The sequence below is a fragment of the Pseudomonas sp. S2_H01 genome (genome assembly GCF_054668305.1).
Window position 1 is genome coordinate 3,469,940 of sequence record NZ_CP162756.1, and the last position, 24,853, is coordinate 3,494,792.

The window sequence follows — 24,853 nt, forward strand, 5'->3', positions numbered from 1 at the left end:
CAAGCGCGCTCCTACAGGGTTCAGGATTCAGCCAGCCCGGTATCAGGCTGGCTGACTTTTTTCACTTACAAACTGGAAATACGAGCGTGCTGCTCAGCCAGCTTGCCCAGTGCCTGTTCGGCCTCGGTCAGCTTGGCGCGTTCCTTGGCGATCACCTCAGGCGGTGCCTTGTCGACGAACGCGGCGTTGGACAGCTTACCGCCCACGCGTTGCACTTCGCCTTGCAGGCGCTGGATTTCCTTGTCCAGACGCGCGAGCTCTGCGCCCTTGTCGATCAGGCCGGCCATCGGCACCAGCACTTCCATCTCGCCGACCAGTGCGGTCGCCGACAACGGGGCTTCCGCTCCTGCCGCCAGTACCGTGAACGACTCGATCTTGGCCAGCTTCTTCAGCAGGTGCTCGTTCTCGTCCAGGCGACGCTGGTCTTCAGCGCCGACGTTCTTGAGGAACAATTGCAGAGGCTTGCCCGGGCCGATGTTCATTTCGCCGCGAATATTGCGCACGCCCAGCATCACGCCTTTGAGCCACTCGATATCGCCTTCGGCAGCCGCGTCGATGCGCGACTCGTTCGCCACCGGCCACGGTTGCAGCATGATGGTCTTGCCTTCGATACCGGCCAGCGGCGCCAGGCGCTGCCAGATTTCTTCGGTGATGAACGGCATGAACGGATGCGCCAGACGCAGCGCCACTTCCAGAACGCGAACCAGCGTGCGACGGGTCCCGCGCTGACGTTCGATCGGCGCGTTTTCGTCCCACAGCACTGGCTTGGAGAGTTCCAGGTACCAGTCGCAATACTGGTTCCAGATGAACTCGTACAGCACTTGAGCGGCGAGGTCGAAACGGAACTGATCGAGCTGACGGGTCACTTCGGCTTCGGTGCGCTGCAATTGCGAAATGATCCAGCGATCAGGCAGCGACAGCTCGAAGGCTTCGCCGTTCTGGCCGCAGTCTTCGCCCTTGTCCAGCACGTAGCGCGCGGCGTTCCAGATCTTGTTACAGAAGTTGCGGTAGCCCTCGACGCGGCCCATGTCGAACTTGATGTCGCGACCGGTGGACGCCAGTGAGCAGAAGGTGAAGCGCAGGGCATCGGTGCCATAACTGGCGATACCGTCGGCGAATTCGTCGCGTGTCTGCTTCTCGATCTTCTTTGCCAGCTTGGGCTGCATCATGCCCGAGGTGCGCTTCTGCACCAGGGCTTCCAGCTCGATGCCGTCGATGATGTCCAGTGGGTCCAAAACGTTGCCCTTGGACTTGGACATCTTCTGACCCTGACCGTCGCGCACCAGACCGTGCACATAAACGGTCTTGAACGGAACCTGCGCGGTGCCGTCTTCGTTCTTCACCAAATGCATGGTGAGCATGATCATCCGGGCAACCCAGAAGAAAATGATGTCGAAGCCGGTGACCAGCACGTCGGTCGGGTGGAAGGTCTTCAGGAAATCGGTCTGCTCAGGCCAGCCCAGGGTGGAGAAGGTCCACAGGCCCGAACTGAACCAGGTGTCGAGTACGTCGTTGTCCTGTTGCAGCGCAACGTCCGGGCCCAGGCTGTGCTTGGCGCGCACCTCGGCTTCGTCGCGGCCGACATAAACCTTGCCCGACTCGTCGTACCAGGCCGGAATGCGGTGGCCCCACCAGAGCTGACGGCTGATGCACCAGTCCTGAATGTCGCGCATCCAGGAGAAGTACATGTTTTCGTATTGCTTGGGCACGAACGCGATGCGACCGTCTTCAACGGCGGCGATGGCAGGTTCGGCCAGCGGCTTGGTCGAAACGTACCACTGGTCGGTCAGCCACGGCTCGATGATGGTGCCGGAGCGGTCGCCTTTCGGGACTTTCAAAGCGTGGTCGTCAACACTGACCAGTAAGCCAGCGGCATCGAATGCCTCGACGATCTGTTTACGCGCTTCAAAGCGGTCCAGGCCGGCGTATTGGGCAGGCAACGCACCGTCGATGGATTCATTCAGCGTGCCGTCGAGGTTGAACACCTGAGCGGCGGCCAGCACGTGAGCGTTCTTGTCGAAGATGTTCAGCAGCGGCAGGTTGTGGCGCTTGCCGACTTCATAGTCGTTGAAGTCGTGAGCCGGGGTGATCTTCACGCAGCCGGTGCCGAATTCCGGGTCGCAGTAATCGTCCGCGATGATCGGGATGCGACGGCCCACCAGTGGCAGCTCGACGAATTTGCCGATCAGCGCCTTGTAGCGCTCATCGGAAGGGTTCACCGCAACGGCGGCGTCACCCAGCATGGTTTCCGGGCGAGTGGTGGCGACGATCAGGTAGTCCAGACCTTCGGCGGTCTTGGCGCCGTCCGCCAGTGGATAGCGCAGGTTCCACAGATGGCCTTTCTCGTCGTGGTTTTCTACTTCGAGGTCGGAGATCGCGGTGTGCAGCTTGGTGTCCCAGTTGACCAGACGCTTGCCGCGGTAAATCAGGCCGTCTTCATGCAAACGCACGAAAGCTTCTTTCACGGCCTCGGACAGGCCGTCGTCCATGGTGAAGCGCTCACGGCTCCAGTCAACGGACGAGCCCAGACGGCGGATCTGACGGCTGATGTTGCCACCGGACTGATCCTTCCACTCCCAGACTTTCTCCAGGAATTTCTCGCGACCCAGATCGTGGCGGTTCTGGCCCTGTGCTTCAAGCTGACGCTCGACCAGCATCTGGGTGGCGATGCCGGCGTGATCGGTGCCCGGCTGCCACAGGGTGTTACGGCCCTGCATACGGCGGAAACGGATCAAGGCGTCCATGATCGCGTTATTGAAGCCGTGGCCCATGTGCAGGCTGCCGGTCACGTTCGGCGGCGGAATCATGATGGTGTACGAGTCGCCCGCGCCTTGCGGAGCGAAATAATTCTCGGACTCCCAGGTCTGGTACCAGGAAGTTTCGATGGCGTGCGGCTGGTAGGTCTTGTCCATGCGCGGCGGGAACCTGATCTGTTTTCAGTCGGAAAAGCCGGGAAGTATAGCTTTTCGAAGCCGGATCAAGCTACCGGTGCCAGACCGCCAGTCTCCGGCAGGGGCGTCTGGAACCTAGCAGTTCTGATAGTTACGCGAAGTCCTGCAGCGGCAGAGAATCGGGTACACGTCCTCTTTATTCGCGGGATCAATCCGATGAAACCCGAACCACGCGCTGAAGCCGTCCTGTGCCGTTATCACTACGACGCCCTTGATCGCCTCGCCGCCGCGACGCCTCTGGCTGAAGCGACTGTGCAACGGGTCTATCAAAAATACCGCTTGAGCGTGGAGATTCAGGGCGCGTTGCACCGTCGGGTGATGCAGTTCGATGACCATGTGCTGGCCGAACAGCGCGCTGCCGAGACAGTGTTGCCCGCCACCGACCTTCAACGAAGCGTCTTGCACAGCGTCGATGCGCAGGGTCAGCAAGGAATTGCCTACAGCCCTTATGGGCACCGGCCGAGCGCGAGTGACGTGTTCAGTTTGCTGGGTTTTGCCGGCGAACGCCCCGACCCGGTGACCGGGCACTATCCGCTGGGCAAAGGGTATCGCGCCTATAACCCGGTGCTGATGCGCTTCAATCAGCCGGACAGTTTGAGTCCGTTTGGTGAGGGTGGGGTGAATGCTTATGCGTATTGCCAGGGGGATCCGGTGAATCGGAGTGATCCGACTGGGCATATGTTCAGAGTCAATCTACGTCCCACGGGCAATAGGCCCCCCCCACCACCGACGCCGTCGCCTCCGATACCCTCATGGGTTGTGAAGTCACCGCTCAAACCGATGGCGGAAAGGGGAATCGGGTCGGTTAGTGTCGCCGAACGTGTCAAATTCTACAGCAGCCAAGACGCTCAGGATATTTGGAATGATGCTGCAGGGCACTTGCGTAAGGAGTTCAAGGACCTGGAAGCGGCCAGGATTGTATTTACAGAACGCTTAGAAAAAGCTCCGGCTCGGCTAGCAAAGGTTGAGCGAAAAATTCAAAATTTCATTCGCGGGCCTCAACCGGCGCCGAACGAACGCTCGAAGTGGCTGAGCGAGCTAACTTGGAAACTTCAGGGAAGGAGATATTTTGAAAACGAAATACTGGAGCTTCCTTCGCGAATTAAATTGGTTGAGGAAGAACTCAAAAATTTTGTAGATGGTGTCTATAAGAAAAAAGTGAAATTAGATCCGGATAGTTCAGTCTCTATGCATGTCTTTTGATTTTTACAATGGTTGTTGATGGCTTTCGATATTGAAAACTGACGGCGATAGAGCGTAAACGTAATTATTGGCAGGATATAGACATATGACGACTGTCTTTGTTAGATCTGTTTTATGCCGTTATCGATACGACGCTCTCGATCGCCTCGCCGCCGCGACGCCTCTGGCTGAAGCGACTGTGCAACGGGTCTATCAAAAAAACCGCTTGAGCGTGGAGATTCAGGGCGCGTTGCACCGTCGGGTGATGCAGTTCGATGACCATGTGCTGGCCGAACAGCGCGCTGCCGAGACCGTGTTGCCTGCCACCGACCTTCAACGCAGCGTCTTGCACAGCGTCGATGCGCAGGGCCAGCAAGGAATTGCCTACAGCCCGTATGGGCACCGGCCGAGCGGAAGTGACGTGTTCAGTTTGCTGGGTTTCGCTGGCGAACGGCCCGACCCGATGACCGGGCACTATCCGCTGGGCAAAGGGTATCGCGCCTATAACCCGGTGCTGATGCGCTTCAACCAGCCGGACAGTTTGAGTCCGTTTGGTGAGGGTGGGGTGAATGCTTATGCGTATTGCCAGGGGGATCCGGTGAATTGGAGTGATCCGACTGGGCATATTAGGTTCAGGATGCTTGTCCCCGAAACCCGTAATCAAATAATGAATCCCACTTCAGCACCTCCGAGACCGCTCTCAAGGGGGGACAGACCTGTTAACTTGAGCTCTCAGCGTACGACGACTAAAAGATTGATATCGTCAAGTTCTCGTTCTCAGGTGCAGTTTCAAGAGCAGCGTAAAGAAACTACTGGAAAGAGCCCTACAGAAAGGTCTCAGACAACGCCGGAAGCAGCGGTAGGGGATAAATATGTCGGGTTTGACATGCGCAGTAATATTGCTGAATACAATATTGTGCAAATTAAGTTAACGAAGCTTATGCCCAAGGGGGTACAGAGGAAGCAGGTTAACCGTATAGAGTCTTGGAAGGCCGGTGATACAAGGCCTGATCCACTTGTCAGACGTATGCACGAGGCTGACAAGCTGGCATTGAGGCTCTATGAATTACGACATGAGGCTGAGACTTCATTACTGGGGGCACCGTCTACCTTGACGACAGAGTCACTTCAGCATATGCGGTTGACCATTGAAAGTCATGGGCAGATGTTTGAGGGTTAGTTTAATCGGTCGAAGCTCACTTGAATGAATGATTGAAAGTATTAAATATTAGGATGCTTTAATAGGCCAGGTTTGAAAACTATGTTGCCCATCGCGCACGTTATTTGCCGTTATCACTACGACGCCCTCGATCGCCTCGTTGCCGCGACGCCTCTGGGTGAAGCGACTGTGCAACGGGTCTATCAAAAAAACCTTTTGAGCGTGGAGATTCAGGGCGCGATGCACCGTCAAGTGATGCAGTTCGATGACCATGTGCTGGCCGAACAGTGCGCTGCCGAGACCGTGTTGCCTGCCACCGACCTTCAACGCAGCGTCTTGCACAGCGTCGATGCGCAGGGCCAGCAAGGAATTGCCTACAGCCCGTATGGGCACCGGCCGAGCGGAAGTGACGTGTTCAGTTTGCTGGGTTTCGCTGGCGAACGGCCCGACCCGGTGACCGGGCACTATCCGCTGGGTCAAGGGTATCGCTCCTATAACCCGGTGCTGATGCGCTTCAATCAGCCGGACAGTTTGAGTCCGTTTGGTGAGGGCGGCGTGAATGCTTATGCGTATTGTCAGGGGGATCCGGTGAACCGGAGTGATCCGACTGGGCATATGTTCAGAGTCAATCTGCGGCCCACGAGCAATAGGCTCCCCGCACAGACTCCATCGCCTCCGATACCCACTTTGAATCGACCGCCGTCACCGATCCCCTCCAGGGGAGATCGGACAAGCCGCCCAACTTCCCCGGGCGGACATGCAGCTGGCATACCTCAACCGGACAGGTTGTACCAAGAGTTGAGAAGGCTTTTTGATCAGTTTCCCATCGAGGATACTTTCAATCTCGTCTTGGGGCGTAATAGGCCTGTGTCTGGTAAGTTACACAGGTCAGTGATGGGTATTGTAGTGCAGGATATGAAAGGGGCCGCGCCACGACTTAAGGCAGCAGCTATTGATACTTTTCAGCGTAAAATTATCGTCGCTAACGAAAATAAATTGGCTTTAAAAGCGAAGCGGGAAGAGTTGTGGTCGAGTTCTAAGGGTCTTGATATCAAAGAACGTGAATCTATAGAGATAAGGAAGCAGTTGCAGGAATTTCGCGACGTGATCGATAGTCTTAAGGATGCAATAAACATTATCCGTGCACAGCCGTAAAGGAATTCGCTACGTTGTTGGGCGAGTTTTATATGTTCATTTTTGAAGCAGTGCAATCGATGAGATACGGGGCCTTAAGTCGGAATTTGTACCCGTAACCATCCAGGAGTCCACACTTATGGGCGATATCTCAGCTGCTGCAAAATTACTGTGCCGTTATCAGTACGACGCTCTCGATCGCCTCGCCGCCTCGACGCCTCTGGCCGAAGCGACTGTGCAACGGGTCTATCAAAAAAACCGCTTGAGCGTGGAGATTCAGGGCGCGTTGCACCGTCGGGTGATGCAGTTCGATGACCATGTGCTGGCCGAACAGCGCGCTGCCGAGACAGTGTTGCCCGCCACCGACCTTCAACGAAGCGTCTTGCACAGCGTCGATGCGCAGGGTCAGCAAGGAATTGCCTACAGCCCTTATGGGCACCGACCGAGCGCGAGTGACGTGTTCAGTTTGCTGGGTTTTGCCGGCGAACGCCCCGACCCGGTGACCGGGCATTATCCGCTGGGTAATGGGTATCGCTCCTATAACCCGGTGCTGATGCGCTTCAACCAGCCGGACAGTTTGAGTCCGTTTGGTGAGGGTGGGTTGAATGCTTATGCGTATTGTCAGGGGGATCCGGTGAATCGGAGTGATCCGACTGGGCATATGTGGAACTCCCTAATGACCGCGTTCGGGCTGAGGACTAGGCCTCGTCAGTCCATCAATCCAACGGGCGTTCCTGTGGTTGGCGTTGAAGCGCGGCGTCTCGATCTAACTCCTCATTCGGCGATGAACTCACTCAGCGACCAAGAAGTTTTAGATATTGGCTCACTTAATCGACAGAGGCCTTCGTGGCAGAGAGACAGCCAAAGTATCGCTTCGCCACAAGAGCGCGCGTATTTAGATTCTTTGGACGATTACACGTTGCGAACCACTGGCCGGCAGGTGCTTGAAGCGCGTTTAAACACTGCGAAGACTGATTTAGCTAATGCTCACGCCCGGAGGCGAGAACTTACTGCTCCGGATCCTAGCACTCAGAGGTTCGACCCCGCCCTCAGGCGAAAAGCTGAGGCTTCAGTCGCGGTCCACCGGAGCAGAGTTGGCGCGATAGACCAGATGTTAAAAAATATCCCCCCACTCCGCCGAACGAAATGCCCGTTGCGCACTATATCGAAGGGAGGATCCGAGATCCCCAGCGAGGATCTTTCCAGATAAGAGTGGGCGGCCACTCTGAGACCGGGCGAAGCCGGTAATGGTGATCAAGACTATGATTAATTCTGTAAGTGCTGAAAGCTCCATGTGCCGTTATCAATACGACGCCCTCGATCGCCTCGCCACGGCGACGCCTCTGGCTGACGCAATGGTGCAGCGGTTCTATCAAAAAAACCGTTTGAGCATGGAGATTCAAGGTGCGGTGCGCCGTCGGGTCATGCAGTTCGATGACCATGTGCTGGCTGAACAGCGCGCTGCCGAGACCGTATTGCCCGCGACCGACCTTCAACGCAGCGTGTTGCACAGCGTTGATGCGCAGGGTCAGCACAATATCGCCTACAGCCCGTACGGGCATCGGCCGAGCGGAAGTGACGTGTTCAGCCTGTTGGGCTTTACCGGCGAGCGACCCGACCCGGTGACCGGGCATTATCCACTGGGCAAAGGGTATCGCTCCTATAACCCGGTGCTCATGCGCTTCAACCAGCCGGACAGTTTGAGTCCGTTTGATGAGGGTGGGGCGAATGCTTATGCGTATTGTCAGGGGGATCCGGTGAATCGGAGCGATCCATCGGGCCATGTTTCGGTATTGCAACTGCTCGGTATGTTGGGGCGGAGGCGGCCAGTGGTGCAGTTGTCTCCTTTTGAGTCGTTGCCGACTTTAGTGCACGACAAGGTGATCGGTTTTCTCCCTGTCAAAGCCGTCGCGAGGTTGAGTCAGACGTCCAGGCATGTGAACGAACTCGTGAGAGCGTCGCCTCGGCAAATACTGCCGGGTCAGCTCAAGGAGTTAACAACCGCTCAGATTGCACAGGCTCCCAAGAATACGGCGGGTGGTTTGTCGATCAGCGTGAAGTCTGCCATAGAGGCGCTTGAATCTCGGGCAATACGATTGTATGACCAGTCCAGGATGCGATCGCTTGAAAAAACTAACGTTTATCGTCGCAACATGCTTCATCCGATCCCATATCTAGATACCTTGGCTATTGGAAGGCGAATACATGCGCGCCATCTCGCACTTATCCATGAACGGGACGATTTGCGGAACATCCTGGACCAGCTCCGCTCAGGCTCCAAACAAGTGGAGTCCACGCTATAGGGCAAGTCAATGGGATTTTTCTTATCACCTCACCCCTGATACTGCCCCAACAACCGTTCCAGTCGCGCATCCAGTCGACGTTTGATTTCGTTTTCAATGTGCGGGGCGAAGTCGTCGATGACGTCTTGCATGATCAGTTGCGCGGCCGCGCGCAGTTCGCTGTCCAGGTGCAGCAGGTCGTCCGGGTTGGGCGTGCTGGCCTGAGGTTCTGGCTGAGCGGGTGACGGGGCCGCAGGCGCTGCCTTGGCGACGGGTTCGGGCGTCAGCGTCGAGATGTCGTGATCCAGCTCATCGGCAGACACGACCTGGCCGCTGACCACGTCGAACAGCAAGGGAATCTGCCCTTCGGTGGCGACGGTGTCGGTCAGCAAGGGCGGTTGCAAGCCGTCGTCGCCGAGCAGCTGGCGGATCGACTCGAGGTCATCCAGCAGGTGGGCGGAGTCTTTCAGGTTTTTTGAATTATCCATCGTGTGCTCAAAGACGCTGCAGTCGGTGATCCTGCAGAGGATAGCCCTGTTCACGGTAGAAGCGAAAACTCTCTCGAGCCGCCAGCCGGATAGCAGGGTCTTCCACCACGATCTCCGCGATGCGCGCGAATCGTTTGAAGAATTCGGGGATGCGCAGGTCGAGATTGACCAGCAAATCCTGATGAGTGCCTGGGTCGGTTCCGATGCCCAGCGCCACGGGTGCGTCGCTGTCGTCTTCTACAGGACCATGGGGCACGAACGTCTCGCCCTTGAAACGCCATAAGCGGGCGTCCAGTTCCTCGCGTTGCTGCGCGTCAGTGCAATGCAGGTAGACACGATGCCCAAGGCGCCAGGCCTTGTCGGTGAGCTTGCAGGCGAAGTCCAGACGCGCGACTGGATCGGCGCTGGGGAGAATGTAGAAATCGACTTGAGTCATGGGCCTTCCAAAGCGTGAAACGGACCGGGCCCTTCGTTAAACCGAGAAGGACCCAGTGCGTTTCGGGGCGTCTTACACGCCCGCGCGGTCGAGCAGGTATTGGGTCAGCAGTGGAACCGGACGCCCGGTGGCGCCTTTGTCCTTGCCGCTCAGCCATGCAGTGCCCGCGATGTCCAGGTGCGCCCACTCGTAGGCCTTGGCGAAGCGCGAAAGGAAGCACGCCGCGGTGATGGTGCCGCCTTTCGGGCCACCAATGTTGGCGATGTCGGCGAACGGGCTGTCCAGTTGCTCTTGGTACTCGTCGAACAGCGGCAGTTGCCAGGCACGGTCGTCAGCGCGTTTGCCGGCGTCCAGGACCTGGTCGATCAGGGTGTCGCTGTTGCCAAGCAGGCCGGTGGTGTGACCGCCCAGGGCAACGACGCAGGCGCCGGTCAGGGTCGCGATGTCGATCACGGCCTGTGGCTTGAAGCGTTCGGCATAGGTCAGCGCGTCGCACAGCACCAGACGGCCTTCCGCGTCGGTGTTGAGGATCTCGACGGTCTGGCCGCTCATGGTCTTGACGATATCGCCAGGACGGGTCGCGTTGCCGCTTGGCATGTTCTCAGCGGCCGCGACGATGCACACCAGGTTGATCGGCAGTTGCAAGGCCAGCACGGCGTTCAGGGTGCCGAAGACGCTGGCCGCGCCGCACATGTCGAACTTCATTTCGTCCATGCCCAGACCTGGCTTGAGGCTGATGCCGCCGGTGTCGAAGGTGATGCCCTTGCCGACCAGCACGAACGGCTTCTCGGATTTTTTGCCGTTCATGTACTGCATCACGATCAGGCGTGGCGGCTGGGCGCTGCCCTGACCGACCGCCAGGAACGAGCCCATGCCCAGTTCAGCGATTTTTTTCTCGTCGAAGACTTCGACCTTCAGGCCTTTGTTGGCCTTGCCCAGTGCCTTGGCTTGTTCGCCCAGGTAAGTCGGGTGGCAGATATTCGGCGGCATGTTGCCCAGATCGCGGGTAATGGCCATGCCGGCCGCGATGGCCTGAGCATGCTTGGCGGCGCGCTCGACGTCAGCGACGCTGGCCTTGGCGGTCAGCAGCGTCACTTTTTTCAGGGCGCGGGGGTCGACCTTCTGGCTCTTGAAGCGATCGAACACGTATTCGCCATCGGCCAGGGTTTCCACCAGCAGGCGCGCCTTGCCATACACGTCACGGTTTTTGACCGCCAGATGATCCAGCGCGAAGGCTGCGTCGGTGCCGCCCAGGCTTTTCAGGGTGTTCAGCACGCCGCTGACAATTTTGCGGAACTGGCGATCCGTCAATTCCGGGTCTTTACCGGTGCCCACCAGCAGGACGCGATCGGCCTTGAGGTTGGGCAGGCTGTGCAGCAGCAGGCTTTGGCCGACTTTGCCCGCCAGGTCGCCGCGCTTGAGTACTGCGCTGATCGCGCCGCCGCTCAGGGTGTCGACATTTTTTGCAGCATCGCTCAGCGTGCGGCCTTCACCGACGGCAACCACCAGGGTGGCGGTCTTCAAGGTTTCTGCACTGACGCTCTTAACAACCAATTCCATGTCGGGGTCCCCGAGTAAACTGTGGGTTATCGCAAATGAGTACGCGGCGCGGCGCAAGTGGAGGTGTCTCGCATCGCCATGCCAGCGGCAAGGCCCGCAGTTTGACCCTGCAAAAGGTCAGATGACAACCCCGCAGAGCACCCGTTTGGCACGCTCGTGTCAGCATCGGTTCAGCAAGTATCCCGCGCGCGCAGTGACAGACACACCCAATCACAGGATAATGCCGCATATTTTTTTGGTGGTTCGCCGTCGCGCGCATCATGGCTGATCCATTTCTTTGTCAGGCTGCCTGAGCGTGACAACCCTGGAGTGTCTGGTTTGATTGTCTTCCGTTACCTGTCCCGAGAAGTGCTGGTTACCTTGAGCGCTGTCAGCGCGGTGCTGCTGGTAATCATCATGAGTGGCCGTTTCATCAAATACCTCGCCCAGGCTGCCTCCGGCGCACTCGATCCGGGCGTGCTGTTTCTGATCATGGGCTTTCGTCTGCCAGGGTTCCTGCAACTGATTCTGCCGCTGGGCTTGTTCCTCGGCATTTTGCTGGCGTACGGGCGCCTTTACCTCGAAAGCGAAATGACCGTGCTGGCGGCGACGGGCATGAGCCAGCAGCGTCTGTTGTGGATGACGCTGGCGCCGGCCGCGCTGGTGTCGCTGCTGGTTGCGTGGCTGAGTTTCAGCCTCGCACCGCAGGGCGCCAATCAGTTTCAACTGCTGCTGAACAAGCAGGATGCCATGACCGAGTTCGACACCCTTGTCCCGGGTCGTTTCCAGCTGCTTCGCGACGGCAGCCGGGTCACGTACACCGAGACTATGACCGACGACCGCATCAATCTCGGTGGTGTGTTCATCTCTGAAAAAAAACTGGAAGAGAAGAAGGATCATGGGATCACCGTGCTGGTCGGCGAGAAGGGCAAGCAGGAAATCCGTCCTGACGGCAACCGCTATCTGATCCTGGAAAACGGCTATCGCTACGACGGCAATCCGGGACAGGCCGACTATCGGGTGATCAAGTACGACACCTACGGTGCGCTGTTACCCAAGCCCGACATCAGCGATGAAGTCACCGACCGCGACGCGATTCCGACCAGTGAGCTGCTCAACGGTGAGCCTTCACCGCGTAACTCCGCAGAACTGCAATGGCGTTTGTCGTTGCCGATCCTGGTCTTCATCGTGACGTTGATCGCCGTACCGCTGTCGCGCGTCAACCCGCGTCAGGGCCGGTTCCTTAAGCTGCTGCCCGCGATCCTTCTGTACATGGCCTACCTGACCATTCTGATTGCAGCCCGCAGCGCCCTGGAGAAGGGCAAGACACCGGCACTGCTGGGGCTGTGGTGGGTGCATGCGATATTTCTGCTGATTGGACTGGCGTTGGTGTATTGGGAACCGTTGCGCTTGAAGATGGCGAGTCGCCGCAGCGTGTCGGAGGTGGCTCATGGGTAAGCTCGATCGTTACATCGGCAAAAGCGTCCTGTTTGCCATTCTTGGGGTTCTGGGCGTCATTCTGGGGCTGGCGTCGTTGTTTGCGTTCATCGATGAAATGAGCGAAATCAGCGACACCTACACGCTGATGGACGCCACCAGCTTTGTGGTGATGACCGCGCCGCGTCGTCTGTACGACATGCTGCCGATGGCCGCGCTCATCGGCTGCCTGATCGGCCTGGGCGCTTTGGCAAGCAGCAGCGAGCTGACCATCATGCGTGCTGCCGGTGTTTCCATCGGCCGTATCGTCTGGGCCGTCATGAAACCGATGCTGGTGCTGATGATTGCCGGCCTGCTGATTGGCGAGTACGTCGCGCCCGTGACCGAAGCCTCGGCTCAGGCCGCGCGTTCGCTGGCTCAGGGTTCTGGAGACGCCCAAAGCGCCAGGCACGGTCTGTGGCACCGTCAGGGCGAGGAATTCATTCACATCAACACCGTCCAGCCGGATGGCTTGTTGTATGGCGTGACCCGCTACCGTTTCGATGATCAGCGTCACATGCTCAGCGCCAGCTTCGCCAAGCAGGCGAATTTCAAGACCGATTACTGGCTGCTGAAGGACGTCTCTACCACGCTGTTCCATGAAGGGCGCACCGAGGTGGTCACGGCGCCGGAAGAACGCTGGAACATTGCCCTCAGCCCGCAATTGCTGAGCACGGTGGTTCTGCCGCCGGAGTCGCTGTCGATGACCGGCCTTTACGGTTACGCGCGCTATCTGGCCGATCAGGGGCTGGCCAACGGTCGCTACTGGCTGGCGTTCTACACCAAGATCCTGCAGCCGCTGGTGACGGTGGCGCTGGTGCTGATGGCGATCTCGTTCATCTTCGGTCCGCTGCGTTCGGTGACGCTGGGGCAGCGTGTGTTCACGGGCGTGCTGGTGGGCTTCACCTTCCGCATTGCCCAGGACCTGCTCGGTCCGTCCAGCCTGGTGTTTGGCTTCTCGCCGCTGTTTGCGGTGCTGGTGCCGGCGGGTGTGTGTGCCCTGGCAGGCATCTGGTTGCTGCGCCGAGCAGGTTGATCGCCGCTGGCAATGGAAAAAGCCGACCTCAGGGTCGGCTTTTTTGTGGTCATTTTTTCTGTTTCGGAATCCGCACCAGCTGGGTGTCGGAGTACATGTCATGCCAGCTGCGTTTCTGCTTGTCGAACACGCTCCAGAAGAACCCGAGTCCAACGCACAGCCATGAGGCAATGGCGACAACAAAACGCAGCAGCGCCTGCCACAGGCTGATGCCGGTGCCGTCGGGGTTCTGCACGCGGATGCCCCAGACCTGCATGCCCAGGGTCTGGCCTGCGTGGGTCCAGAACTTGGCGAAGAAGGCGAACAGCGCAAACAGCAGGATGGTCGAGAGCAAAGGGTCGCCGTCCAGCGCGCCGGCCTCGGACAACTGGCGCAGTTTGGCTTCGCCGACAAAGGCCATCCAGATCAGCTTGTAAATGAACGTGGTGACCATCAGCAGGGCGACGCACAGCAATGCGTCGTAGAAGATCGCGGCGAATCGTCGGCCCAGGCCAGCCGGGGGGAATTCGCCTTGTGGGCGCAGCAGGTGTTTAGGCATGGACGGCGCTCGTCACGGTAGAGCTGGCAGTGTACGGAATCGCAGGCATAAAAAAGCCCCTGATGTCGCCATCAAGGGCTTTTATGCTTTCAGCTATCAGGCTTCAGCGATGACTTCGTCAGCTTGCATGCCTTTCTGGCCCTGCACAGCGATGAAGGAAACTTTCTGACCTTCTTTCAGGCTCTTGAAGCCGTTGCCCTGAATAGCGCGGAAGTGGACGAACAGATCCGGACCGCTCTCTGGAGTGATAAAACCAAAACCCTTCTCGTCGTTAAACCACTTAACGGTACCGTTCTGACGTGTAGACATTTTCTTATTCCTTGGAGCATAAATTAATGACAGTCCCTTTCACACGAAAGAGTACTGGGCTGGTTGCAGGAAGAAGAAACGTAGAGCGGGATGTAGCATTGCTTTTGGCGCTACTGCCCAGGTCACGATCCCAGCGACCCATGCAAACACAGTCGAGAAACTCTACGCTAACTCTCGCAGAAAAAACAAGCCCCGAATAAGCCCGGTTTTACGGGGTTTCGTTGCTTTTTTGAAAACTTTAACCAGCGAAGGCCAATCGATAGTTTTTACTGTTTAACTATTTGGAGAAGTGCAGTTTTCTGACAGTTTCATTGCTGTTTCGAAAAGTAGCAAACTGCGGCGCGGAAACAGTTTATGCACTGTTGCAGTGCCGCAGTTGATTTGACGCGCTGCTCAGCCGCGGAAGTAACGTGGCGCAACGAAAGGCATTTTGCTCACCTGCATCGGGACTTTCTTGCCGCGCACGATGGCCCAGACCGGGGTGTCCAGCGCAGTGAAAGCGGCATCCACGTAGCCCATGGCCAGAGGGGACCCGAGCGACGGGCCGAAGCCGCCGCTGCAAACCGTGCCGATGATCGTGTCGTTGGCGTCGACGATTTCTGCGCCTTCACGCACCGGGGTGCGCTCCTGCGGTAACAACCCGACACGCTTGCGCGCTGCACCGCTTTGGTGCTGAGCGAAGACGTGCTCGGCGCCAGGGAAACCACCGGCACGGGCGCCATCGGCACGACGCACTTTGGAAATCGCCCACAGCAAGCTGGCCTGGATCGGCGTGGTGTCGGTGTTCATGTCGTGGCCGTACAGGCAAAGGCCGGCTTCCAGGCGCAGCGAATCACGCGCGCCGAGGCCGATTGCCGCAACTTCAGGTTCAGCCAGCAGGCGACGGGCCAGCGCGTCGGCCTGGTCTGCAGGGACGGAGATTTCGTAGCCATCCTCGCCGGTGTAACCCGAGCGGCTGACGAAGCAGTCAATGCCGTCGATCTGCGTCGAGGTGTATTGCATGAAGGTCATGTTGGCGACGGCTGGCGCCAGACGAGCCAGTGCGGTCACGGCCTGAGGCCCTTGCAGGGCGAGCAGTGCGCGCTCTTCGAACAGGGGCTTGATCTCGCACTGGCTGCCGATGTGTTTTTGCAGGTGGGCGAGGTCTTCGTTCTTGCAGGCGGCGTTGACCACCAGCATCAACTGATCATTGCCCAGGTTGGCGACCATCAGGTCATCGAGAATGCCGCCTGTTTCGTTGGTGAACATGGCATAGCGTTGCATGCCCACCGGCAGGTCGATGATGTCCACGGGCACCAGGGTTTCCAGTGCCTTGGCGGCGCCCGGACCGGTCAGAAGGATCTGGCCCATGTGCGACACATCGAACAGGCCTGCCTGTTCGCGGGTGTGCAGATGCTCTTTCATCACGCCTAGCGGGTATTGCACAGGCATGTCGTAGCCCGCGAATTCAACCATCTTGGCGCCCAGTTCGCGATGCAGGGCGTTGAGTGGGGTTTTCAACAGTTCTGTGGACATCGATGACTCCTTGAATGCGTTTCCATGCTCCGGCCCAAGGGGCGCGTAGCGCGATGAATATAGGCTGATATCAGCACTCGATAATGTTCACGGCCAGCCCGCCACGGGCTGTTTCCTTGTATTTGCTTTTCATGTCGGCGCCGGTCTGGCGCATGGTGCGAATGACTTTGTCCAGCGAGACGAAATGCTGTCCGTCACCGCGCAGGGCCATGCGCACCGCATTGATGGCCTTGACCGAACCCATGGCGTTGCGCTCGATGCAGGGCACCTGAACCAGACCGCCAATCGGGTCGCAGGTCAGTCCGAGGTTGTGCTCCATGCCGATTTCCGCAGCGTTCTCCACCTGCTGCACGTTGCCGCCCAGCACCTCGCAGAGTGCGCCGGCCGCCATGGAGCAGGCCACCCCGACTTCGCCCTGACAGCCGACTTCCGCGCCTGAAATCGATGCATTCTCTTTATAAAGGATGCCGATGGCGGCAGCGGTCAGCAGAAAACGGATCACGCCGTCCTCATTGGCGCCGGTGATGAAGCGCATGTAGTAATGCAACACCGCAGGGATGATCCCCGCCGCGCCGTTGGTGGGCGCTGTCACTACGCGTCCGCCATTGGCGTTTTCTTCGTTGACTGCCAAGGCGTACAGGTTGACCCAGTCCAGCACCGACAATGCATCGCGCAGTGCCGCTTCCGGGTTCTTGCAGAGCTGACGGTGCAGGGCTGCTGCACGCCGTTTGACCTTCAGGCCACCCGGCAGAATGCCTTCGTTGCGACAGCCTGCCTCGACGCAGTCCTGCATGACCTGCCAGATCTTCAACAGGCCTTCGCGGGTTTCGGCTTCGGGGCGCCAGGCCGTTTCGTTCGCCAGCATGATCTGGCTGACCGACAGGCCCGTGCTCGCGCAATGGGCCATCAACGCTTTGCCGGTCGTGAACGGGTAGGGCAGCGGCGTGCTGTCCTCGACGATGCGGTCGGCACCGGCCGCGTCCTCGTCCACCACAAAGCCGCCACCGACGGAGTAGTACTCGCGGCTGCGAATCTGCAGGCCTGCTTCGTCAAAGGCGCGGAAGATCATGCCGTTGGGGTGATAGGCCAGTGGCTTGCGGATCATCGCCAGGTGCTGCTTCTCGATGAACGTGATGCTGTGTTCGCCGAGCAGATTGATACGTTCGCTGCTGCGAATGCGCTGCAGGCGTTCGGCGACGTGTTCGGTGTCGACGGTGTCCGGGTGTTCGCCTTCCAGGCCCAGCAACACGGCCTTGTCGCTGCCGTGGCCTTTGCCGGTGGCGCCGAGCGAGCCGTAAAGCTCGACCTTGACGCAGGCGGTGGTGGAAAGGAGGTCGTCACCGCGCAGACCTTCGACGAACCGTGCGGCGGCACGCATCGGGCCCACGGTGTGAGAGCTGGAGGGACCAATGCCTATCTTGAACAGGTCGAACACGCTCAGGGACATGATTGGGCTCCGGGGAATTCTTATTATCGTGATGAATAAGGTCCCTGTAGGAGCCGGCTTGCTGGCGAATGCGTCAGTTCAGACAAATTTGAGATGTCTGTCCGAACGCATTCGCCAGCTAGCCGGCGCCTGCTGGGATGAGCGCTCTATGCAAACACATTGGAGCGCTCGGGACTGCGGGTTATGCGTAATCTTCGATCGACGGGCACGCGCAGATCAGATTGCGGTCACCAAACACGTTGTCGACGCGACCGACCGGCGGCCAGTATTTGCCTTCGACCAACGAAGCGACCGGGTACACCGCCTGCTCGCGGCTGTACGGGTGGCTCCACTCGCCGACCAGTTCGGCCGCCGTGTGCGGGGCATTTTTGAGCGGGTTGTCGTCTTTATGCAGCGCGCCGCTTTCCACCGCGCGGATTTCTTCGCGGATCTTGATCATCGCGTCACAGAAGCGGTCCAGTTCTTCTTTGGATTCGCTTTCGGTCGGCTCGATCATCAGCGTGCCCGCTACCGGGAACGACATGGTCGGTGCATGGAAGCCGAAGTCGATCAGGCGCTTGGCAACGTCATCGACGCTGATGCCGCTGGTTTCTTTCAGCGGACGCAGGTCGAGGATGCATTCGTGCGCCACCAGATTGCTGCTGCCGGTGTACAGCACAGGATAGTGCTCTTCAAGACAGCGGGAGATGTAGTTGGCGTTGAGAATCGCCAACTGCGAAGCGCGTTTCAGGCCTTCGCCGCCCATCATGCGGATGTACATCCAGGTGATCGGCAGGATGCTCGCGCTGCCGAACGGTGCCGCGCAGACCGCGCCTTCCTTGCGTTCCATCTTGCCGTGGCCCGGCAGGAACGGCGCCAGGTGGGATTTCACGCCGATCGGGCCAACGCCCGGGCCGCCGCCGCCGTGTGGAATGCAGAAGGTCTTGTGCAGGTTCAGGTGAGAAACGTCACCACCGAATTTGCCCGGTGCGCACAGGCCGACCATCGCGTTCATGTTGGCGCCGTCGATGTAAACCTGACCGCCGTTGTCGTGGACGATGCCGCAGATCTCGCGGATGCCTTCCTCGAACACGCCGTGGGTCGACGGGTAGGTGATCATCAGGGCGGCGAGGTGTTCGCGGTGCTCGATGGCTTTGGCGCGCAGGTCCTCGATGTCGACGTTGCCGCGCGCATCGCACGCGGTCACCACGACGCGCATGCCGGCCATGTTGGCGGTGGCCGGGTTGGTGCCGTGGGCGGAGGACGGAATCAGGCAGATGTCGCGGCGGTCATCGCCACGGCTCTGGTGATACGCACGGATGGCCAGCAGACCGGCATACTCGCCTTGCGAGCCGGCGTTCGGTTGCAGGGAGATGGCGTCGTAACCGGTAGCAGCACAGAGCATCGCTTCCAGTTCGTCGGTCAGCTGTTGGTAGCCGGCGCTTTGTTCTGCAGGCGCGAACGGGTGCAGGTTGCCGAATTCGGCCCAGGTGACCGGGATCATTTCGCTGGCGGCGTTGAGCTTCATGGTGCACGAGCCCAGCGGGATCATGGTGCGGTCCAGCGCCAGGTCCTTGTCAGCCAGGCGACGCAGGTAGCGCATCAGCTCGGTTTCGGAGTGGTAACGATTGAATACCGGATGGCTGAGGATGGCCGACTGGCGCTTCAATTCGGCAGGCAGGCGCGCTTCGACGCTGGCGGCCAGTGCGGCGAAGTCAGGCAGGGCCTGGCCTTCGGCGGCGAACAGTGTCCACAGCGTTTCGACGTCTGCTTGCTGAGTGGTCTCGTCCAGCGACAGGCCCAGACGTTGAGCGTCGACTTCACGGAGGTTGATCTGCTGAGCGCGCGCCTTGGCATGCAGGTCGGCGGTTTTGGCGCCGGTGTTGAGCGTGATGCTGTCGAAGAAGAAGGCTTGTTCGACGTCCAGACCCAGCTGGCTCAGGCCTTGGGCGAGAATCGCGGTCAGGTGATGCACGCGGTTGGCGATGCGGGTCAGGCCGCGCGGGCCGTGGTAAACGGCGTACATGCTGGCGATGTTGGCGAGCAGCACCTGCGCGGTGCAGATGTTGCTGGTCGCTTTCTCACGACGGATGTGTTGTTCGCGGGTCTGCATGGCCAGACGCAGCGCGGTCTTGCCGAAGCGGTCGATGGACACACCGACCAGACGGCCCGGCATGTCACGCTTGTAGGCATCTTTGGTGGAGAAATAAGCCGCGTGCGGTCCACCGAAGCCCAGCGGCACACCGAAGCGTTGCGCGCTGCCGATGGCGACGTCCGCGCCGAACTCGCCCGGCGGCGTTAGCAGGGTCAGGGCCAGCAGATCGGCCGCGACGGCCACCAGGGCATTGGCGGCGTGGAAGCGTTCAACCAGTTCGCGATAGTCGAACAGGTCGCCATTGCTCGCTGGGTATTGCAGCAGGGCGCCGAAGAATTCGCTGACGTCGGTCAGTTGGCTTTCGTCCGCCACGACCACCTCAATGCCCAGCGGCTCGGCGCGGGTACGCAGCACGTCAAGGGTCTGTGGATGGCAATGCGCGGAGGCGAAGAATTTGTGACTGCCTTTGTTCTTGCTCAGGCGTTTGCAGAAGGTCATGGCTTCGGCGGCGGCGGTGGCTTCGTCCAGCAGCGACGCGTTGGCGATCGGCAGGCCGGTCAGGTCGCTGATCAGCGTCTGGAAGTTCAGCAGCGACTCCAGGCGACCTTGGGAAATTTCTGGTTGATACGGGGTGTAAGCGGTGTACCAAGCCGGGTTTTCCAACAGGTTGCGCAAGATCGGCGCCGGCGTGTGGGTGTTGTAGTAACCCTGGCCGATAAAGGTCTTGAACAGTTGGTTCTTGCCGGCGATGGCTTTGATGTCAGCCAGGGCGTCAGCTTCGCTTTGACCGGCAGACAGGCCCAGTACGCTGGTGCCTTTGATGGATTCCGGGATAACGCTGGCGCTCAGGGCCTCCAGCGAATCAAAACCCAGGGTCGCGAGCATGGCTTTCTCGTCGTCGGCGCGGGGGCCGATGTGACGGGCGATGAACTCGTTGGCGGTGCTCAATTCAATACGGTCAGTCATTGCGCGTTCCTCAGGCTTCGGCGTTGGCTTTGATCAGGCGGTCGTAAGCGTCCTGATCCAGCAGTTGGCCGACAGCGGCGGCGTCGGAAGGGATGAAACGGAAGAACCAGCCCTGGCCCATAGGGTCTTCGTTGACCAGCTCAGGGTTGGCGTCCAGCGCCGGGTTGACCTCGACGACTTCACCGTTGAGCGGCATGTAGACGCCGCTGGCGGCTTTCACCGATTCAACGGTGGCGGCTTCGGCGCCCTTGTCGTAGGCCTGCAGCTCAGGGAGTTGTACGAAAACCACGTCACCCAGTGCGTCCTGCGCGAAAGCCGTGATGCCGACCGTGACGCTGCCGTCTGCTTCGGCACGCAGCCACTCGTGATCTTCGGTAAAACGCAAATCGCTCATGAAAACTCCCCTGAATGGAAAATCGCTCGTCGATGGCGCGAGCGTGATGGGCAGATGCATAGCAAGTTTGCGGCCAAGGTTGCGAGAGCCTTCTAAAACAAGGGTTTGTGCGGGTTTCCGGATTTCGGAATGCGTTCTGGTGTAGCGAAATCGATACGCTTTAGAGGGGTTTGAAAAGTGTTGGTGGATCAAGGCCTTGTGGAGTGCGGGTATCGAGGTTTTGGAATGATATCGTTACGGTGTTTCGATTTCATTCCGGCGTCGCGTCGGTCTTGGAATTAGCCAATAAGAATGATTGGGGCACGAATAACGCAAAGCGCTTCGCTTTTGATTTGCTTTTCATGCCGAGATGGCCCTAACACCCCCCATCGCGACTTGGGTGCAGGCTGAACGCAGGCGGCGCGGAGTGGGTCGAGCGGCATGGATGCCGCGAGAGCGCTGCTAGGACATGGATGTCCGTTCAGCGCGGGCCCACGGAGCGTCGCCGGAGTGAAGGAACCCGACGAAGTCGGGCCCAACCGGGAGCCAACCCTTGGTTACTTGGGGTTATCAAGTAACCCGCCGAAGGCGGAACAGTTCGGCCGTTAGGCCGAACCATAATGCCAGCAGCACCCAACATATTGGATGCACATCCCATACAAGCCGGTTTGCAGGCGAATGCGGTGTGTCAGTCGGCTAAGAGGTGTCTGATTTACCGTGTTCGCGGGCAAGCGCGCTCCTACAGATTGCCTGCGGTGTTATGACTTGCCGGAAATCCCGTACTTGCGCAACCGGTGGGCGATAGCCGTGTGGGACGTCTGCAGGCGTGCGGCGAGTTGGCGGGTCGACGGGTAATGGCTGTAGAGCTTTTCCAGCAGCGATTTTTCGAAGTCTTCGACGGCGGCTTCCAGGCTTTCGATTTCACCGTCGTTTTCGCGGGCCACTGAAGTGCCCGCGATGTCGAGATCACCAATGTCCACCAGCGAGCTCTCGCAGATCGCGGCCGCCCGAAAGATCACGTTCTGCAGTTGCCGCACGTTGCCCGGCCAGCGGTTGCCGAGCAGGGCAGGGTAAGTGCCTGGCGCGAGGCGACACACCGGGCGCTGAATCTGGGTGCAGGCCTGTTCCATGAAGTAGCGCGCCAGCAACAGGATGTCCTGGCCGCGCGCTCGCAGCGGCGGGACCTCAAGGTTCAGTACATTCAGGCGATAGAACAGGTCTTCACGGAAGGTGCCTTCGGCGACCATTTTTTCCAGGTCGCGATGGGTCGCGCTGAGGATGCGCACGTTGACCTTCACTTCCTTGTCGCCGCCGACGCGACGAAAGCTACCGTCGTTCAGGAATCTGAGCAGCTTGGCCTGCAAGTACGGCGACATCTCGCCGATCTCGTCGAGAAACACCGTGCCTTGGTTGGCGAGCTCCATCAACCCGGGCTTGCCGCCCCGTTGCGCGCCGGTAAAGGCGCCGGGCGCGTAGCCGAAGAGTTCGCTTTCCGCGAGGTTTTCCGGCAGCGCCGCGCAGTTGAGCGCCAGAAACGGTGCGCCGTTACGAGCGCTGACGGCGTGACAGGCGCGGGCGACCAGCTCTTTACCGGTGCCGGTTTCGCCCTGAATCAGCAACGGCGCGTCGAGTGCGGCGACGCGTTGGGCGCGGGCTTTCAGCGTGCGGATCGGTGCGGAATCGCCCAGCAACGCATCAAAGCCTTCGGCGTGATCGTGGTGCAATGCCGACAATCGCTCGCCGATGCGACTGGGCAGGTACAGCGTGAGCAGGGCGCCTGCGTCAGTGATCGGCGTGGCATCCAGCAGCAGGGCTTCGCCATTCAACGTGACCTCGCGCAGGGGCAACCGAAAGCCGTTTTCAAGCAAGGCAGTTTGCAGGGCGGGGTCGGAGAACAGTTCGCCGATTGACTCGCCCGCGGGTTCTCTGCCGTACAACGCCACAAGGGCCGGGTTGGCCAGCAGTACATGGCCGGCACTGTCGAGCGCCAGCACCGGATCGGTCATCGCCGCAAGCAGGGCATCCAGCTGCAGGTGGCGGCGCTGACCGGGAAGGATGTCGACCACGGTGATCGCTTCTACGCCGCGCACGCGAAACAGCCGGTCCTTGAGCTCTTCGAGGACGTCGTGGCTCAGGGTCGGTGCGTCGATATAGACGTTGGGCGGCACCATTTCCACCGCATCGAGGTTCAGATTCCGCCCGCCGAGGATCGCCAGAACTTCCTGGGTGATGCCGACGCGGTCGATGAACGTAACGTGGATGCGCATGGGGGGCGGAGAGATTCAGGCGAAAGACGGGGGCGATTATGCCAGTAAATCTCGCGGGCTTCCTTGAACGCGCTCCTACAGGACCGTGTGAATTACTCCAGATGCTCCGGCTTCACCGCATCGCCCGACTTGAGGTCGAGTTTGTCGCGGATGTCTTCGAACATGGCGTCGTACTGGCCGCCCATCGCATGGAGGTCAGTGTCTTTTGGCAGGCCGTGCTTTTCGGCGATGCGTGAGGCCTCGCTGGCAAAGTTGTACGCCAAATCCTTGGGCAGGTCGAAGGTTTCATTGAACGGCTTGCCGTTGATTTCGCCGTCCATCGTGAAGTGCATGCCGGCACCCGAATCGGTCTGGCTGACTTCGTAGCGCAGATGAATGTCGTAACCGACATCGTCGGGCTGTAACGCGGGGCGGGCGATGTGCAGATGACCTGGCTCGAACATGTGACTGCTCCTTCAGAAATCAATGACAGTAAAGAGCAGACCGTCTGCCAAGGCATGGGTTCAGCGCTGACCGGTGGACTCCGGGCATTCAGCGTTCTGTGTACCCGGTTCCGGTCGGGACCAGATCCACAGGTTGACCAGCACCATGCCGGCCACGGCGAAGTAAATCCACCAGTTGTGTTTGAGCACCACCAGCATCATGACGGCGCAAATCAGCATGGTGACGGTCGCGCTGATTTTCGCGCGGCGTGCGATGAGCTTGCCGTTACGCCAGTTGCTCAACATGGGGCCGAACAGGCGGTGGTTTTCCAGCCAGGCGCTTAAACGCGGCGAGCTTTTGGTCGCGGCCCAAGCAGCCAACAGGATGAATTCGGTGGTGGGCAACCCTGGAATGAAAATCGCGATGATGCCGATGGCGAGGCTGACGTAGGCCAGGATGCCAAAGAGGATACGGGACAGTTTGCTGCCTTGGGGGTGACTGGTCATGAGTCTCGGGTGCTGCCGGATAAAGAAGTGCGTCGAGGGATAACACTCCTCGAAAAGGCGCCCAGCTTAACAGCGCAGGGCGCAAAAGGCGTGCGTTCAGGCGGGTTGGGGTTGGGCAGCCGACGTATAGGCGTGCTCCAGCAGCACGTTGAAACGTTCGAACGCCGCGACGGCGCCTGTGTCGATCTGGCGTTCCTGCTCCTCGGTAAACGGCAGATCGTCGAGGAGGCGGATGAAGCGTTTCCAGCCGTCGGCCCGGCCACCGGCGGGCTCACCCAGATGACGAGCGCCAAAAGTCTCGCTGAGATTGAGCGCCACGGCGCGTTTGATCAGGAATGCCGCACCCAGCTTCGAGCCTTCCGACACAAACAGCCAGCCCAAGGCTTCGGCCAGCGGAGGATGGAGGACCGCGCCGGCGACAGGGCCGGGAATCGGCGTGTTCAGGTCATTCAGGTCGGCCTTTGCCTGTTCCGCACGGCAACGCTCGGGGAGGTCGGCGATGAGTCCGATCAGTTGGTGATCGGTGTAGAGCGCCTTGAGCTCCTGCTGAAACAGATATTGCGCGCTCAGAAAGCGGGTGTAACTGGCCAGTGTTTCGAACGGCGCGTTGGCTTTGACTGCCTTGTCCAGCTGCTCATGCGGGGCGTGGGTGATCTGGTTCAGACGCTGGGAGCGACGAATCGGGGCTTGGGGCATGTGTCTTCCTTGGAAAAAAGGCGTTTGTTAACGAGACGAGTGAGCGCGTGCAAAAA

Annotated in this window: 21 protein-coding genes; 7 read left to right on the top strand and 14 right to left on the bottom strand. The window is 59.4% G+C overall.

Annotated features, from left to right (window positions below; genetic code table 11):
• Nucleotides 1-65: 65 nt before the first annotated feature.
• Nucleotides 66-2,912, bottom strand: coding sequence for a valine--tRNA ligase (locus tag AB4N84_RS15495; protein ID WP_460042120.1), 2,847 nt, complete (start codon nt 2,910-2,912; stop codon nt 66-68).
• 195 nt (nt 2,913-3,107) lie between these two features.
• On the opposite strand from AB4N84_RS15495, the gene AB4N84_RS15500 reads away from it, so the two are divergent.
• From AB4N84_RS15500 to AB4N84_RS15520, 5 genes are all read left to right on the top strand, one after another.
• Nucleotides 3,108-4,154 (top strand): RHS repeat-associated core domain-containing protein, encoded by a 1,047-nt coding sequence (locus AB4N84_RS15500; RefSeq protein ID WP_460042122.1) that lies wholly within the window; start codon nt 3,108-3,110, stop codon nt 4,152-4,154.
• An 85-nt stretch (nt 4,155-4,239) separates the two neighbouring features.
• Complete coding sequence (locus AB4N84_RS15505; protein WP_460042124.1) at nt 4,240-5,313, top strand: RHS repeat-associated core domain-containing protein; 1,074 nt, start codon at nt 4,240-4,242, stop codon at nt 5,311-5,313.
• A gap of 81 nt (nt 5,314-5,394) precedes the next feature.
• Complete coding sequence (locus tag AB4N84_RS15510) at nt 5,395-6,447, top strand: RHS repeat-associated core domain-containing protein (RefSeq protein ID WP_460042125.1); 1,053 nt, start codon at nt 5,395-5,397, stop codon at nt 6,445-6,447.
• Between the two features lie 118 nt (nt 6,448-6,565).
• A complete protein-coding gene (locus AB4N84_RS15515; protein WP_460042127.1) occupies nt 6,566-7,636 on the top strand; it encodes an RHS repeat-associated core domain-containing protein in 1,071 nt (356 codons plus the stop codon).
• A 37-nt stretch (nt 7,637-7,673) separates the two neighbouring features.
• Nucleotides 7,674-8,729 (top strand): RHS repeat-associated core domain-containing protein, encoded by a 1,056-nt coding sequence (locus tag AB4N84_RS15520; RefSeq protein ID WP_460042128.1) that lies wholly within the window; start codon nt 7,674-7,676, stop codon nt 8,727-8,729.
• A 29-nt stretch (nt 8,730-8,758) separates the two neighbouring features.
• Here the strand turns inward: AB4N84_RS15520 and AB4N84_RS15525 are convergent, their stop codons facing one another.
• The 3 genes from AB4N84_RS15525 to AB4N84_RS15535 all read right to left on the bottom strand — a co-directional run bounded on the left by AB4N84_RS15525 (nt 8,759) and on the right by AB4N84_RS15535 (nt 11,192).
• Nucleotides 8,759-9,196 carry a DNA polymerase III subunit chi gene (locus AB4N84_RS15525; RefSeq protein WP_460042130.1) on the bottom strand — a complete coding sequence of 146 codons (438 nt, stop codon included), beginning with the start codon at nt 9,194-9,196 and terminating at the stop codon, nt 8,759-8,761.
• A 7-nt stretch (nt 9,197-9,203) separates the two neighbouring features.
• Nucleotides 9,204-9,632 (bottom strand): DNA polymerase III subunit chi, encoded by a 429-nt coding sequence (locus AB4N84_RS15530; RefSeq protein WP_460042131.1) that lies wholly within the window; start codon nt 9,630-9,632, stop codon nt 9,204-9,206.
• A gap of 72 nt (nt 9,633-9,704) precedes the next feature.
• Nucleotides 9,705-11,192: a leucyl aminopeptidase gene (locus AB4N84_RS15535; RefSeq protein ID WP_460042133.1), complete on the bottom strand. Its 1,488-nt coding sequence runs from the start codon at nt 11,190-11,192 to the stop codon at nt 9,705-9,707.
• Between the two features lie 318 nt (nt 11,193-11,510).
• Here AB4N84_RS15535 and lptF point away from each other — a divergent pair, with 318 nt between their 5' ends.
• Together lptF and lptG are read left to right on the top strand one after the other, a co-directional pair.
• A complete protein-coding gene (lptF, locus tag AB4N84_RS15540; RefSeq protein WP_074753779.1) occupies nt 11,511-12,629 on the top strand; it encodes an LPS export ABC transporter permease LptF in 1,119 nt (372 codons plus the stop codon).
• Entirely contained in the window at nt 12,622-13,683 is a 1,062-nt protein-coding gene (gene lptG, locus AB4N84_RS15545; RefSeq protein ID WP_460042134.1) for an LPS export ABC transporter permease LptG, read from the top strand. The genes lptF and lptG overlap by 8 nt, the downstream gene beginning before the upstream one ends.
• 49 nt (nt 13,684-13,732) lie before the next feature.
• On the opposite strand, the gene AB4N84_RS15550 is transcribed toward lptG, so the two are convergent.
• The 10 genes from AB4N84_RS15550 to AB4N84_RS15595 all read right to left on the bottom strand — a co-directional run bounded on the left by AB4N84_RS15550 (nt 13,733) and on the right by AB4N84_RS15595 (nt 24,797).
• Nucleotides 13,733-14,221: an RDD family protein gene (locus AB4N84_RS15550; RefSeq protein WP_460042136.1), complete on the bottom strand. Its 489-nt coding sequence runs from the start codon at nt 14,219-14,221 to the stop codon at nt 13,733-13,735.
• Between the two features lie 96 nt (nt 14,222-14,317).
• Nucleotides 14,318-14,530 carry a cold-shock protein gene (locus AB4N84_RS15555; protein ID WP_460042138.1) on the bottom strand — a complete coding sequence of 71 codons (213 nt, stop codon included), beginning with the start codon at nt 14,528-14,530 and terminating at the stop codon, nt 14,318-14,320.
• 393 nt (nt 14,531-14,923) lie between these two features.
• Entirely contained in the window at nt 14,924-16,045 is a 1,122-nt protein-coding gene (gcvT, locus tag AB4N84_RS15560; RefSeq protein ID WP_460042139.1) for a glycine cleavage system aminomethyltransferase GcvT, read from the bottom strand.
• Nucleotides 16,046-16,115: 70 nt separating this feature from the next.
• The gene (locus AB4N84_RS15565) at nt 16,116-17,492 is read right to left on the bottom strand and encodes an L-serine ammonia-lyase (protein WP_460042141.1); all 1,377 of its coding nucleotides are present in this window, start codon (nt 17,490-17,492) and stop codon (nt 16,116-16,118) included.
• Nucleotides 17,493-17,673: 181 nt separating this feature from the next.
• Nucleotides 17,674-20,532 carry an aminomethyl-transferring glycine dehydrogenase gene (gcvP, locus tag AB4N84_RS15570; RefSeq protein WP_460042143.1) on the bottom strand — a complete coding sequence of 953 codons (2,859 nt, stop codon included), beginning with the start codon at nt 20,530-20,532 and terminating at the stop codon, nt 17,674-17,676.
• A 10-nt stretch (nt 20,533-20,542) separates the two neighbouring features.
• Nucleotides 20,543-20,926, bottom strand: coding sequence for a glycine cleavage system protein GcvH (gene gcvH / locus AB4N84_RS15575; protein ID WP_074753791.1), 384 nt, complete (start codon nt 20,924-20,926; stop codon nt 20,543-20,545).
• A gap of 737 nt (nt 20,927-21,663) precedes the next feature.
• Nucleotides 21,664-23,172, bottom strand: a complete 1,509-nt coding sequence (locus tag AB4N84_RS15580) for a sigma-54-dependent transcriptional regulator (RefSeq protein WP_460042145.1) — start codon at nt 23,170-23,172, stop codon at nt 21,664-21,666.
• A gap of 92 nt (nt 23,173-23,264) precedes the next feature.
• Complete coding sequence (locus AB4N84_RS15585; RefSeq protein ID WP_460042147.1) at nt 23,265-23,615, bottom strand: DUF5064 family protein; 351 nt, start codon at nt 23,613-23,615, stop codon at nt 23,265-23,267.
• A 60-nt stretch (nt 23,616-23,675) separates the two neighbouring features.
• Nucleotides 23,676-24,101, bottom strand: coding sequence for a YbaN family protein (locus tag AB4N84_RS15590; protein ID WP_074753797.1), 426 nt, complete (start codon nt 24,099-24,101; stop codon nt 23,676-23,678).
• Nucleotides 24,102-24,197: 96 nt separating this feature from the next.
• On the bottom strand, nt 24,198-24,797 hold the full coding sequence (locus AB4N84_RS15595; RefSeq protein WP_460042149.1) for a biliverdin-producing heme oxygenase: 600 nt from the start codon (nt 24,795-24,797) through the stop codon (nt 24,198-24,200).
• Between the last annotated feature and the right edge of the window lie 56 nt (nt 24,798-24,853).